General features: G+C 69.3%; 11 protein-coding genes. All 11 read right to left on the bottom strand.

Annotated elements, in window-relative coordinates; translation table 11 throughout:
- Window positions 1-1,893 carry a Stk1 family PASTA domain-containing Ser/Thr kinase gene (gene pknB, locus STH_RS06855; RefSeq protein WP_011195483.1) on the bottom strand — a complete coding sequence of 631 codons (1,893 nt, stop codon included), beginning with the start codon at window positions 1,891-1,893 and terminating at the stop codon, window positions 1-3.
- Window positions 1,894-1,899: 6 nt separating this feature from the next.
- Window positions 1,900-2,646 (bottom strand): Stp1/IreP family PP2C-type Ser/Thr phosphatase, encoded by a 747-nt coding sequence (locus tag STH_RS06850; RefSeq protein ID WP_050742155.1) that lies wholly within the window; start codon window positions 2,644-2,646, stop codon window positions 1,900-1,902.
- A gap of 7 nt (window positions 2,647-2,653) precedes the next feature.
- Window positions 2,654-3,769, bottom strand: coding sequence for a 23S rRNA (adenine(2503)-C(2))-methyltransferase RlmN (gene rlmN / locus STH_RS06845; protein WP_011195481.1), 1,116 nt, complete (start codon window positions 3,767-3,769; stop codon window positions 2,654-2,656).
- Window positions 3,770-4,340: 571 nt separating this feature from the next.
- Entirely contained in the window at window positions 4,341-5,132 is a 792-nt protein-coding gene (locus tag STH_RS17085) for a hypothetical protein (RefSeq protein ID WP_011195480.1), read from the bottom strand.
- A gap of 63 nt (window positions 5,133-5,195) precedes the next feature.
- Window positions 5,196-6,575: a 16S rRNA (cytosine(967)-C(5))-methyltransferase RsmB gene (gene rsmB, locus STH_RS06835; protein ID WP_011195479.1), complete on the bottom strand. Its 1,380-nt coding sequence runs from the start codon at window positions 6,573-6,575 to the stop codon at window positions 5,196-5,198.
- Between the two features lie 384 nt (window positions 6,576-6,959).
- Window positions 6,960-7,307 (bottom strand): hypothetical protein, encoded by a 348-nt coding sequence (locus tag STH_RS06830; protein ID WP_011195478.1) that lies wholly within the window; start codon window positions 7,305-7,307, stop codon window positions 6,960-6,962.
- A gap of 104 nt (window positions 7,308-7,411) precedes the next feature.
- Complete coding sequence (locus STH_RS06825) at window positions 7,412-7,594, bottom strand: hypothetical protein (RefSeq protein WP_011195477.1); 183 nt, start codon at window positions 7,592-7,594, stop codon at window positions 7,412-7,414.
- Between the two features lie 611 nt (window positions 7,595-8,205).
- Window positions 8,206-9,495: a group II intron reverse transcriptase/maturase gene (gene ltrA / locus STH_RS06820; RefSeq protein WP_011194155.1), complete on the bottom strand. Its 1,290-nt coding sequence runs from the start codon at window positions 9,493-9,495 to the stop codon at window positions 8,206-8,208.
- Window positions 9,496-10,094: 599 nt separating this feature from the next.
- Window positions 10,095-10,769, bottom strand: a complete 675-nt coding sequence (locus STH_RS06815; protein WP_011195476.1) for a zinc metallopeptidase — start codon at window positions 10,767-10,769, stop codon at window positions 10,095-10,097.
- A gap of 116 nt (window positions 10,770-10,885) precedes the next feature.
- Window positions 10,886-11,866: a methionyl-tRNA formyltransferase gene (gene fmt, locus STH_RS06810; RefSeq protein WP_011195475.1), complete on the bottom strand. Its 981-nt coding sequence runs from the start codon at window positions 11,864-11,866 to the stop codon at window positions 10,886-10,888.
- Window positions 11,867-11,868: 2 nt separating this feature from the next.
- The gene (gene def, locus STH_RS06805; RefSeq protein ID WP_011195474.1) at window positions 11,869-12,522 is read right to left on the bottom strand and encodes a peptide deformylase; all 654 of its coding nucleotides are present in this window, start codon (window positions 12,520-12,522) and stop codon (window positions 11,869-11,871) included.
- Window positions 12,523-12,530: the final 8 nt, after the last annotated feature.

The following is a 12,530-nucleotide window of genomic DNA, read 5'->3' as shown; positions in this document are numbered from 1 at the left end:
TCAGGGCAGCTCCACCCAGCCTGCCTCCACGCCGTTGACGCTGATGATCAGGTAGGCGTCGCTGCCGTAGAACTTGTCCGAAACGACGACGCGCTGGCCGCCCTCCAGCTCCTCATCCACCAGCACGCGCGGCTCCTCGGCGCCGTCGATCTGATCGATCAGCACCACCTGGAACCGGACCTTCTGCGTCGACGGTCCCGGCACGATCAGCTCCTTGCTGAACTCGGTCCCCAGCAGCTCCGGTCCGGAGGAGACCACCAGGTCCACCCGCTGCCCAGGCTCCACCTGGCTCCCCTCGGCCGGAACGGTGGCCAGCACCGTGCCCGCCGGTTGGGCGTCCGGCCGCTCCGTGACGCTGCCGGGCACCAGCCCCGCGTCGGTGATGGCCTTGCGGGCGTCGTCCAACGCCATGCCCGCCACGTCCGGCACCTTCAGCGGCCCCAGGGAGACCGTGAGGGTGACGGTGGAACCGACCTTCAGCGGCGTGCGGGCCGGCGGCGCCTGGGCGATGACCTCGCCTGCGGGCCGGTTCGAGATCTGCTCCTTGATCTCGCCGACCCCGAACCGCTCGCTCTTCAGGCGGGCCCGGGCCTGGTCGAGGTTCATGCCCACCACGTCGGGCAGCTCCACGATCTCCGGCCCCTTCGAGACCACCAGCTCGATCACGGCGCCTTCCTTCACCCAGGACCCGGGCTCGGGCCGGGCCTCGATGATGTACAGCTGCTCCAGGTCGCTGTGCCGCTCCGAGACGATGGCCCGCTGCAGCTTCGCCGCAGCCAGCATCTCCTCGGCCTGGGTGATGTGCACCCCGACAATGGGCGGCACCTGGACCTCAGGTACGTCCAGGAACTTCCACAGGGCCCAGCCGCCCGCCCCCAAGCCGCCCAGCAGCACCAGCACCACGGCGGAGACGATGACGATGTTCCGGATGCGGGCCCGCCTGCGGGCCGTTTCGGGATCCCGCTGCCGCTTGGCCCGTCCCCGCTCCCGCCGCTGGCCGGCCGACCGGGCGCGGGCGGCCCGCACGTCCATCGTGGGGAAGTCCCCGCTCGGCATGTGGGTCCGGCCCTCCAGGTGAAGCTGCAGGAAGTCCGCCAGGGCGTCCCGCATCTCCACCGCGCTGTCGAAGCGGTCCTCGGGCTCCTTCTCCATCGCCCGCAGGATGATCTCGTCCAGCTCCACCGGCACCTCTGGGTTCAGGTGCGACGGCGGGTCCACCCGCTCCCTCAGGTGCTTCAGAGCGACGGTGATCGGACTCTCGCCCTGGAAGGGCACGGTGCCCGTCACCATCTCGTAGAGGACGACGCCCAGCGAGTACAGGTCCGACTTGGCGGACGCCGGCTGGCCGTCGGCCTGCTCGGGGCTGAAGTAGTGGGCCGAGCCCATCCACGAGCCGGTGCGGGTGAGGGTGTCGGTGGTGACTGCCCGGGCGATGCCGAAGTCGGCCACCTTCACCCGCCCGTCCTGCCCCAGCAGGATGTTGTGGGGCTTGATGTCCCGGTGTACGATCCCCTGGGCGTGGGCGTGGGCCAGGGCGTCGGCGATCGCGATGCCGATGCGCGCCGCGTCGCCCGGCGGCAGCGGCCCCTGCTCCTGGATCAGCGCCTTCAGGGTCTTGCCCGTGACCAGTTCCATCACGATGTAGTGGACGCCGCCGTCCTCCCCCACGTCGTAGGTCTGGACGATGTTGGGGTGGGAAAGGCTGGCGGCGTTGTGCGCCTCGCGCCGGAAGCGGCGCACGAACTCGTCGTCCGCGCCGAACTGGCCGCGGAGGGTCTTCACCGCGACCTCCCGGCCCAGTTGCAGGTCCGTGGCCCGGAAGACCACGGCCATGCCGCCGCCGCCGATGCGCTCCTCGATTCTGTAGCGGTTGCCGAGAATTGTGCCGATCAAGGACCGTTATCCCTCCCACCTGGCGGCAAGCACAGTGATGTTGTCGTAGCCTCCGCGGCTGTTGGCCAGGTTGACCAGCCACTCTGCCAGGGCGTCGGGTTCGAGCCGGAGTGCGGCTTCGCGGATCTCCTCCAGCGCGACCAGGTTGGAGAGGCCGTCGGTGCAAAGCAGCAGCAGATCGCCCACGGCCCACTCCAGTTCCCGCTGCTCCACCGGCAGGTCCGGCCGGACGCCCAGAGCGCGGGTGAGCACGTGCCGCTGCGGATGGTTGGCTGCCTCCTCCCGGGTGAGGTGGCCGCTCTGGAGCAGCTCCCCGGGCACGTTGTGGTCCGAGGTGATCTGGCGGGCCTCCCGGGGACCGACGAGGAACGCCTTGCTGTCGCCCACGTGGCCGACGTACAGGCGCGGCCCCATGACGACGACCGCCGTGACCGTCGTGCCCATGTGCGCCAGCTCCGCGCGGGCCATCTGCTCCTGCAGGATGGCGTGGTTCGCCTCATGGATCGCCTCGACCAGCCCCTCGCCCACGGAGCCCTCCCGCACCCACGCCTCCACCCGGGGGGGCACGTAGGCGCGCAGCGTCTGGATGGCGAGGCGCGAGGCGACCTCGCCGCCGTCGTAGCCGCCCATGCCGTCCGCCACCGCCAGGAGGGCGCCGCCGCCCGGTACCGACAGCGGCTCGAACAGGTAGGCGTCCTGGTTGCTCGGCCGCACTCTGCCGGGATCGGTCCGCTCGCCGTACACCAGCCTCACGGTGATCTCATCTCCCCATATGCTTGCGCTGCGCACGGTTTCGCAGCTGGCCGCAGGCGGCGTCGATCTCACCGCCCATCTCCCGCCGCACCGTGGTGGCAATGCCGTTGGACTCCAGGATCTCCTTGAACCGGTTGACGCGCTCCGGACCGGGCCGCCGGTACTGGGGCCGCTCCGCCACCGGGTTCATCGGAATGAGGTTCACGTGCGCCAGGGCCCCTTTCAGGAGGCGGGCCAGCTGCCGCGCCTCCTCCGGGCCGTCGTTGACGCCCTCGATGAGGATGTACTCGTAGGTGACGCGCCGACCGGTCTTCTCGCCGTACTCCCGGGCCGCCGCGAGCACCTCGGCGAGGGGCCAGATGCGGGCCACGGGCATCAGCTGCCGGCGCAGCTCGTCGGTCGGGGCGTGCAGCGACAGCGCCAGCGTGATTGGAAGCCCCTCCTCCGCCAGCCGCCGCATGCCCGGGACGATGCCCGACGTGGAGATGGTGATGTGCCGGTAGCCGATGTTGAGCCCCTCGGGGTCGTGCACCAGCCGCACGGCCTTCAGCACGTGGTCATAGTTCTCCAGGGGCTCGCCCGAGCCCATCAGCACGACGGTGCTGATCCGCTCGCCTTGGGGCAGCTCCCGCTGCATCATGACAATCTGATCGACGATTTCGCCCGCCGTCAGGTTCCGCACCAGCCCGCCCACCGTGGAGGCGCAGAAGGTGCAGCCCATCCGGCAGCCGACCTGCGTGGTCACGCAGACCGAGTTGCCCCACGACTGGCGCATCAGCACCGACTCCACCTGCGACCCGTCGGCCAGGCGGAACAGGTACTTGGTGGTGCCCGTACGCCGGTCGTGCTGCTCGGTCTCCTTCTCCAGCAGCCGCAGCATGGTCGTGCCGGCCAGGTGCTGCCGCAGCCGGGCCGGCAGGTTGGTCATGGCGTCGAAGTCCTTGACCCCCTTCTGGTAGACCCACTGGAAGAGCTGCTTGGCGCGGAACCGGGGCTCGCCCAGGTCCGCCATCAGGTCGGCCATCTCCTCCAGGCTCATACCCGGGAGGGGCTGCCGGCCGAGCTCGGCGAAGAGCAGGGCCGGGTCGGCGATTTTCAGCGGCACATAGCCGGATTCCTGCACTCGGGGTCCTCCTGTTCGAAATGATTCCACTGGAGACAGGGCCTACCTTTGAGTTTACCCCGCGGGCAGCGGTTGGGCAAACGTTTCATGCAGCCCCGGCCGCCTCAACCGCTGGCGGCGACGGCGGCGTGAAGCACGCCGCCGTCCTCACTGTTCACCTGGACGCAGTGCGTCCCCTCCGCTTGCATGCGGCACAAGCATGTTCTCCTCCCCCACCGAAAGAGTGGTTGCGCGGTCCGGCAAGGCATGGGGTGAACGGCGGGGAGCACGCTGCGTGTTGGATACTCCTTGTTGTGCAATCTTCGCAATGCGTGGATTCTACGCTCGAATCTATCACGGCAGCCGCAGGGCGTCAAACGGCCGGCAGTCCGGGGGCGGGCGGCGCACTGGCGACAACGGCCAGCTCCTGGTCCACGGTGAGCCCCCCACCGACAGCGGCTCCCCGACCGGAGAGCCACGTGGCACCCTGCCCCCTTCCGCGAAAGGGCCGCGGGCGCCTGCCGCCCGCGGCCTGCCGCAATGCGTGCTCTCGGTTGCCGTTTCGCCGGCCCCTTCCCCATCACGTCCGGTGTCAGGGAACGTACAGCTCCCCTTCCTCGGACAGGAAGGCCCGGCTCCCCTCGGGTTCGTTGGGCGCGCACCCCTTCAGGACGAAGCCGAGGTCATCGGTGAACTCCATGGCCGTGCACGTATACAGGAACTCCCCCGTGGCGCCGAATCGATCCTCGCTGTCGACCAGGACCTGGATGCGGTCCGGCCCCAGCGCGTCCAGATCATAGGCGATCGGATCGCCCTCGATGGTGTAGGCCACCGTCCGGAACGCCGCCGCCCGGTTGGAAAGATACGCGTCCCAGAGGCACTTGCGGGCATCCAGGTCGCGTCCGCGGCCGTGAACGTACTTGTCCTCGCCGCAGTACAGCAACCGGAGATCGCCGACTTCACCGGCGAAGCCGCTCGATCCCGCTCCCTCGGCCGGGGCCGTGGGGTAGATCACGCCGGGCTCCATCCCCGACGACCCGCCGCCGGAAGCCCCGCCGTTCCCGGACCCGACGGGCCGGGACGGAATGGGGGCGTCGGGCGCCGGCATGAGCTGGCCCGACGACACGGGCGCGTCGGGATCCACTGCCTGTGCCAGGCGGCCGCCCGACGCCGGGAGGGCGTCCGGATCGACCCAGGCGGCGGCGTTGCCGCCCCCGTCGACCAGCGTGCCGCCTGCGGGCTCCCTGCCTCCGGTATGCGCGATCTCCCTGCTCCCGGCATCCTCGAAGCTCGCCAGGTCGCCCGGAGAGGCAGCGCAGCCGGCGGCGAGCAGCGCGAGCAGGAGCGTGGCGGCGATGGGAAGCATCCGCGTGTGATTTCGCATCGCAATGACCCCCTTCCGCCCTCTTGGACGGAACGGGGGTCTGCGCCCGTTTCAACCGGGGTTTTATCCAGTTTTCACCATCCTGGCGATGAAGAAGCCGTCCGTCCCGTGCACGTGGGGCAGGAGCTGCACGTAGCCCTCCGCCTGGCCTTCCGGGGAGATGGTCCCGGGCAGGTAGTCCCAGACGCGGTCGAACCGGAACTCGGGGTGGTCGGCGACGAACCCCTCCACCAGCTCCTCGTTCTCCTTCGGCTGGATCGTGCAGGTGGAGTAGACCAGAACGCCACCCGGCTTCAGGGCCTTCGCCGCTGACTCCAGGATGGCCCGCTGGATCGGTACCAGGGCCTCCACGTCCTCCGGGCTTTTCCGCCACCGCGCGTCCGGCCGCCTGGCCAGCGTGCCCAGGCCGGAGCAGGGCAGGTCGCAGAGGACGGCGTCGGCCCGTTCCGGCATGGCCTCCCCCACCCGGCGGGCATCCAGGCAGACCGCTTCCACGATGGTCGTGCCCAGCCGCTCCGCGTTCTCCTCGATGAGCGCCACCTTGTGCGGATGGATGTCCAGGGCGATCACCCGCCCCCGGTTGTCCATGAGCTCCGCCAGGTGGGTGGCCTTGCCCCCCGGGGCCGCGGCGACGTCGATCACCATCCAGCCCGGCTGTGGGTTGAGCACCGCCGCGGCCAGCATCGACGACTCGTCCTGGACGGTGATCAGCCCCTGCTTCATCGCCTCCAGCCGCTCCAGCGAAGAGGCCGACGTGAGGTCCTGGATGATCAGCCCCTGCGGCGAATGGCGGGTGGGCTCGGTGCGGACCCCCTCCGCCGCCAGGGCAGCCGCCGCCTCCTCCCGGGTCGCCTTCAGCCGGTTGACCCGGACGGTGAGGGGCGGAACCTGGTTGCCCGCCTCCAGCAGCCGCACGGCCTCGCCCCGCCCGAACCGCTCCAGCCACTGGGCGACCAGCCACTCCGGGTAAGAGTGCTGCACCGCCAGCGCCCGGACGGGGTCGGCGGCCTCGTCCGGCCACGGCAGCCCGGGCAGCCTGCGGATCAGGTTGCGCAGCACGCCGTTGACGAACTTGGCCACCCCTTCGTGCCCGTACTGGCGCGCCAGTTCCACCGCCTGGTCCACGGCGGCGGCAGGGGGGATGCGGTCCATGTAGAGGATCTGATAGGCGGCTTCCCGGAGGATGTTGCGCACCCAGGGGTCCATCTTCTCCAGGGGCCTTGCCGCCACCTGGCCGATGGCCCAGTCCAGGGTGGCCCGGCGGCGGGTCACCCCGTAGGCCAGTTCCGTGGCCAGGGCGCGCTCCCGCCCGTCCAACTGGCTGCGGGAGAGATGATGGTCGAGGGCCAGGTTCGCGTAGGCTGCCTTGATGTCGACGTCGTAGAGCGCGCGCAGGGCCGCCTCGCGGCCGGTGCGCGGGGGCCCGGACTTGGGACGCGGCATGAACTCGCCTCCAGCGCAGGGTTGTCACTCTCTGGAGAGTGTACCGCAACCGGCGGCTCTGAGCCAAGACGGACGGATGATTTGCCTCAGGCCATCCGGAGCCGGCGCCTCCGGGGACCAGGCCGGCCCTCGGACAGCCAGGAGCAACCCGCCGGAGGAGACCCGGGCGAGCCCGAGGGGGAGCCGTCCGCCGCCGTCGCCGCTGCCTTCGCCACCGTTGCCGCTGCCTTCGCCACCTTTGCCGGCGCCTTCGCCGCTGCCTTCGCCGCCGCCTTCGCCGCCTTCGCCGGCGCCTCACCCGGTCATCTCCGGACCCCCGTGCGGGGAGTACCCCGCCCTGCCCGGATCGCGGACGCTCGCCCAGTCCCCCGGCTTTCCAGGGGGTCACCACGAGTTGGGGTAGCCGAGGCCGACCTCGTGGTTCGCCGGAAGCGGCACCGCGTGCAGTGCCGATCCCAGGTCGTAGATGATCGAGCCGTCCGACTCCTGCGCCATCGCCCCCCGGTCGAGGACGTAAGCCAGCAGTTCGGCGGCGAACTCGTGGTGGAACCGGTCCAGCGCCATGATCACCTGGGGGAACTCGCTCAGCTGCACCCGGGCATCGACGGTGGCGGTGCCGGAGCCGTACCGGATCACCGCCTCGCCCGCCGGCGTGCCCCGGATCTCGATGGCCAGCCGCTCCTCGTCCCGGTCGGAAGCGGTGACGCGGAAAGAAACAGGGGTGTGGTTCACGTTGACGGCCTCCCGCCGGAGATGTGCAGGTAGCATTCCCGCGCGCGGAGGCTCTTCACGCGGGCCATTCCCGCGAAAGCAGCGGCGTCCAAAGTGCCGCCGCTTCACCCCTCCCTGGCTTCGACTTGCGGATAAGGCGGGTAACCCGGCAGGGGGCGGTAGGGAACTTCGGGCAGCGTCACCCCCAGCTCCTCGCTCCAGGCCACGTACTGCTGCAGCACGTCAGTATCGAGGTACTCGGCCGCCACGATCAGGTGCCCAAGCAGGTAGGCGAGGCACCGCCGCATCTCTTGCAGGAGTATCTCCGGGGGCGTAGAGCCGCCCCAGGCCCGGTCTCAAACCATCCAGCTCGGTTGGACATTCCGCCGTCAACTCCCCCTCCGGTCTGTCGTTCGAGGCGGATTGTGCACCCCGCCACCCGAGCCGACTGCACATTCCGCCTCCAACGACCCCGCAGGTCCGAGGTTCGAGGCGAGTTGTGCACCCGACCACCCGAGCCGACTGCACATTCCGCCTCCACCGACCCCGCAGGACCACGGTTCGAGGCGGATTGTGCACCCCGCCACCCGAGCCGACCGCACATTCCGCCTCCAACGACCCCGCAGGTCCGAGGTTCGAGGCGGGTTGTGCACCCGACCACCCGAGCCGACTGCACATTCCGCCTCCAACTGCGCCGCGGGTCCACAGTTCGAGGCGGATTGTGCACCCCGCCACCCGAGCCGACTGCACATTCCGCCTCCAACTGTGCCGCGGGTCCACGGTTCGAGGCGGATTGTACACCCGGCCACCCGAGCCGACTGTACATTCCGCCTCCAACGCCCCGCGGGACCAGACGGGCGCTGACCAGGTGATCGCCCCATGGCGATCGAGTAGGAGGGGGCGGCTAGCCCCCGTCCTCTCACACCACCGGACATGCGGGTCCGCATCCGGCGGTTCGCCAGGATTGACGAGTCGCTTCATAGCATTCGGTCAGGCTTATCAGCCCCTGGGCACGCCAGTAGGCGTCGCCCAGGGCGCTGTTTAGTGGGCCACCTGCCATCCGCCACGGGCCTTTGCGGCTGTTGGCGAGTTGGTGGACTACCCATTCGGGCAAACCGAGGGCGCGCAACTCCCGAAAGCGCGTGCGTACACGCTTCCACTGCTTCCATACGCATGCTCGCAGCCGACGCTTCAGCCATCCTTCGAGTCTTTCAAAGGCTGACCTGGCATCGGAGAGCGCATAGTACCCAACCCAGCCCCGCAAGTAAGCATTCAGGCGCCGGATTCGGTCCTCCATGCTCTGGCTGCGGTTGCGGTCCGTCAGCGTGCGGAGCTTGTCCTTCACGCGCTTCAGGCTCTTCGGGGCCAGCCGGATGCGCACTCCCCGGTGCTTGTAGAAACTAAACCCGAGGAACTGCCGCTTCCACGGCCGGTCCACTGCGCTCTTCTCCTCGTTGACCTTCAGCCGTAACCGCTCCTGCAGGAAGTGGCGCACGCTCCTGTAGACCCGTTCTCCCGCCCGCTTGCTGCGGACGTAGATGTTGCAGTCATCGGCGTACCGGACGAAGTGGTGCCCGCGGCGCTCCAGCTCCTTGTCGAGGTCATCCAGCAGGATGTTCGCCAGCAGCGGGCTCAGCGGACCGCCCTGCGGCGTCCCTTCCTCCGTCGCCACGACTACCCCGTTCAGCATGACCCCAGCCTGTAAGTACCGCCGGATCAGCCGCAGCACACGCTTATCCGTTACCCGCCGCGCCACGCGGGCCATCAGCACGTCGTGGTTGACCCGGTCGAAGAACTTCTCCAGGTCCATGTCCACGACCCAGTCGTACCCTTCCTCCACGTACTGACGTGCCTTCCTGACCGCATCATGACCCCGCCGCCCCGGCCGAAAGCCGTAGCTGGATTCGGAGAATGTCGGGTCAAAGATCGGCGTCAGTACTTGCAGGAGTGCCTGTTGGATCAGGCGGTCCATCACGGTGGGAATCCCCAGCATCCGCTTGCCGCCGCCCGGTTTCGGGATTTCGACCCGGCGGACTGGCTGCGGTCTGTAGGTCCCCTGGAGCAGTCCCTCACGGATGCGGCTCCACTCCACGCGAATCTGGTCCCGCAGCCGTTCGGTGGGGACACCGTCCACGCCGGGAGCGCCTCCGTTCCGCTCCACCCGTTTCAGGGCGGCCAGCATGTTCTCCCTGGCCACCACCTGCTCCATCAGGTTGCTGTGCTCCCCGCGGGGTAACGTTCCGTCTTGTGCCGGCTGCCCACTCCGCCCTCTCGCCGTCCCTTGCGGCTTCACCGCTACCTCCGGCGAGCAGGTCCCGTTCGGGGTCTTCTGCGTTTGTCGCGGGCTGCTCGAACGCAACGGGTTCACCCCTTTCCTGACGTTCGGCCCTTCCCGGTTGGGGCGTCCCCCTGCCGGTACTATGGCCTTTGCTGACTTCTGCCGGTTCAGCTGCGTCTCCCGACGCAGGTTACCAGCGTTGCTGGCGTTCCCGGCAGATCTCCCCGGGTAAGAACGCTGACCTTCACCCCGCACCCGCCCCATCTACCGCACCGCCCTTTGGCAGCTTCGGGTTTTGCTGTGTTCGGCCAGCTCACCCGAGCGGCACAGCCTCCTATGGGGTTCGTGTTCCTCGGGTCGTGGCTTTGCCTCGGGCTTCCTTCAGATTCCGCCTCACGACGGACACCCTTGCCTTTGGCTAACGGGCTGGTGCTGCCTCGCCCGTAGCGGACTTTCACCGCCAAGTCAGCGCCCATGCCGGGCACACCGAGAAAACCGGCTCGCCCGCACGGGCAAGCCGGTTCGTTCCGCTAGTCATCCGACGCCATGCTCCGCAGGAACAGCAGCCGCACCAGGCTCATGATCGCCGTCGCCGCGCCGGCCACGTAGGTGAGCGCCGCAGCGTTCAGCACCTTCCTGGCGCCGGCCACCTCTTCGCGGGTCATGTATCCGCCGGTCTCCAGGATCTCCACCGCCCGGCTGGAGGCGTTGAACTCCACGGGCAGGGTGATCAGGTAGAACAGCACCGCCCCCAGGAACAGCAGGATGCCGATGTCCATCAGCATCTGGCCCGAGTAGCCGCCGAAGATGAGGCCGATGATCACCAGGAACGGCCCCAGGCTGTCGCCGATGCGGGCCACCGGCCAGATCAGGTTGCGGACCTGCAGCGGCGTGTAGGAGAGCTCGTGCTGGATGGCGTGCCCCACCTCGTGGGCGGCCACGCCGATCGCCGCAATCGAGTTGCTGGAGTAGGTCGAATCGGAGAGGCGAACCACCCGCTTCTGGGGATCATAGTGGTCGCTCAGGTAGCCCCGGACCCGTTCCACGGGCACGTCGGTGAGCCCATGCCGGTCGAGGATGTCCCGGGCGACCTGGGCGGCTGTCACCCCCGAGCGCGTGCCGACCTGCGACCACTCGTTGAACGAGCTGCGCACCCGCGCCTGTGCCCAGATGACCAGGATGATCGCCGGCAACAGGAAGATCATGGTCGGATCAAACATCGGGTAGAAGTACAAGTCAGGACCCTCCCGTCTGCGCACCCGAAGTTCCGGTCCCCAGCCCAGTGACGGCAGCCGGGTGACCAAGCCTTTGTTTATAAAGACTATGCCTCCCCCGGCGCAGGTTCGCGCTGGGGAGCCTCGGGCGGTGAAAATCGGGTACCGACCTGGACGCCGCCGCCGTTGACGAAGGACTGCGCGTCCATCCGGGCCTTGCCGTGGGGCTGGACTTCCCGCACCAGCAGGGCGCCGTCGCCCGCCGCCACGGTGAAGCCCTCGCGCCGGACCAGCGCGACCACGGTGCCGGGCTCCGCCCCCGGCTCAGGGTTCGGCACCACCGAGGCCCGCCATATCTTCAGCCTGCCCCGGGGTCCGTTGGTATAAGCGCCCGGCCAGGGGTTCAGCGCCCGAATCTGGTTGTACAGCTCCTCCGCCGGACGCGCCCAGTCGATGACCTCGTCGGCCGGCTCCAGCTTGGCGGCGTAGGTCACGCCCTCGGCCGGCTGGGGGATGCGGGGCGCGTCCCCGGCCTCCACCCGCCGAACCGTCTCCAAGAGGAGCTCCGCCCCGACCCGGGCCAGCTCGTCGTGGAGCTCGCCGCCGGTGGTGTCGGGGCCGATGGGCACCCGGGCCGTGAGGCAGACGTCGCCGGTATCCATGCCCTCGTCCATCCACATGGTGCAGACACCGGTCTCGACGTCCCCGGCCATAATGGCCCGCTGAATCGGCGCCGCCCCCCGCCAGCGGGGCAGGAGAGAGGCGTGCACGTTGATCGAACCCAGGGGACTGATCTCCAGGGCCTCCCGGGAGAGGATCTGCCCGTAAGCCACGACCACCGTGAGGTCCGATCCCAGCTCCTTCAGCTGGGCGACGACCTCGGGCCGGCGCAGCCGCCGGGGCTGGAACACCGGGAGGCCGTGCGCCAGGGCGACCTCCTTCACCGGCGAGGGCCGCAGCTTGCCGCCCCGGCCCGCCGGTTTGTCCGGCTGGGTCACCACCCCGACGACGGGATAGCCGGCTTCCAGGAGGGCACGCAGCGAGACCGCGGCGAACTCCGGCGTTCCCATGAAGAGGATCTTCAGCAAGCCTACTCCTCCTTCGCGGCGGCCGATCCCCTGCGCTCGCCGCTGACCCCGGTCGTCACCTGCTCGCCCTCTTCGGCCCCGGCCTCCGCAGCCGCCTGCCCGGCGCCCTCCGCCGACGGCTCCCCGGCGCCCTCCGCTTCGGGCTCGGGCATCACCTCGGCGACCTCAGCCTCCTCTTCCTCCTCGCCGTCCTCGGAGACCGGCCGCAGGTTGGTGCACTTGTCGGTGTAGAGGATGCCGTCCAGGTGGTCGATCTCGTGCTGGAAGATGCGGGCCAGGTACCCCTCGGCGTCGATCCACACCTTCTTGCCGGTGCGGTCCAGGGCCACCACCTGCACCTTCTCGTAGCGCCACACGTCGCCCACCATGCCCGGGATGGAAAGGCAGCCCTCCGTGCCCTTCACCCAGCCCTCGGCCTTCACGATCTCCGGGTTGATCAGCTGGTACAGCTGGCCGGACCCGTCCTGCGGGTCGACTACGATCAGCCGCTTGGAGACGCCCACCTGCGGGGCGGCCAGACCCACGCCGGGGGCCGCGTACATCGTTTCGGTCATGTCATCCAGCAGCTTGCGGATCGATGCGTTGATCTTGGTCACCGGCTTGGCCTTCTTGCGCAGGACCTCCGCCGGCTCCTTGACGATCTCGAGAATTGCCATCGAAAATG

The organism is Symbiobacterium thermophilum IAM 14863, assembly GCF_000009905.1.
In the GTDB taxonomy this organism is placed as follows: Bacteria; Bacillota; Sulfobacillia; order Symbiobacteriales; family Symbiobacteriaceae; genus Symbiobacterium; species Symbiobacterium thermophilum.
Note: the sequence above shows the minus strand (reverse complement) of the source record. Positions and strands in the feature narration are given on the sequence as shown.

What these genes read in the sequence shown, in the direction of transcription:
- STH_RS06815 (WP_011195476.1), bottom strand. Translation starts at nt 10,769, where the DNA reads ATGATCTTCCTGTTGCCGGCGATCATCCTGGTCATCTGGGCACAGGCG.
- rsmB (WP_011195479.1), bottom strand. Translation starts at nt 6,575, where the DNA reads ATGCCGCGTCCCAAGTCCGGGCCCCCGCGCACCGGCCGCGAGGCGGCC.
- STH_RS17085 (WP_011195480.1), bottom strand. Translation starts at nt 5,132, where the DNA reads ATGCGAAATCACACGCGGATGCTTCCCATCGCCGCCACGCTCCTGCTC.
- STH_RS06825 (WP_011195477.1), bottom strand. Translation starts at nt 7,594, where the DNA reads ATGCGGCGGTGCCTCGCCTACCTGCTTGGGCACCTGATCGTGGCGGCC.
- def (WP_011195474.1), bottom strand. Translation starts at nt 12,522, where the DNA reads ATGGCAATTCTCGAGATCGTCAAGGAGCCGGCGGAGGTCCTGCGCAAG.
- ltrA (WP_011194155.1), bottom strand. Translation starts at nt 9,495, where the DNA reads ATGGAGCAGGTGGTGGCCAGGGAGAACATGCTGGCCGCCCTGAAACGG.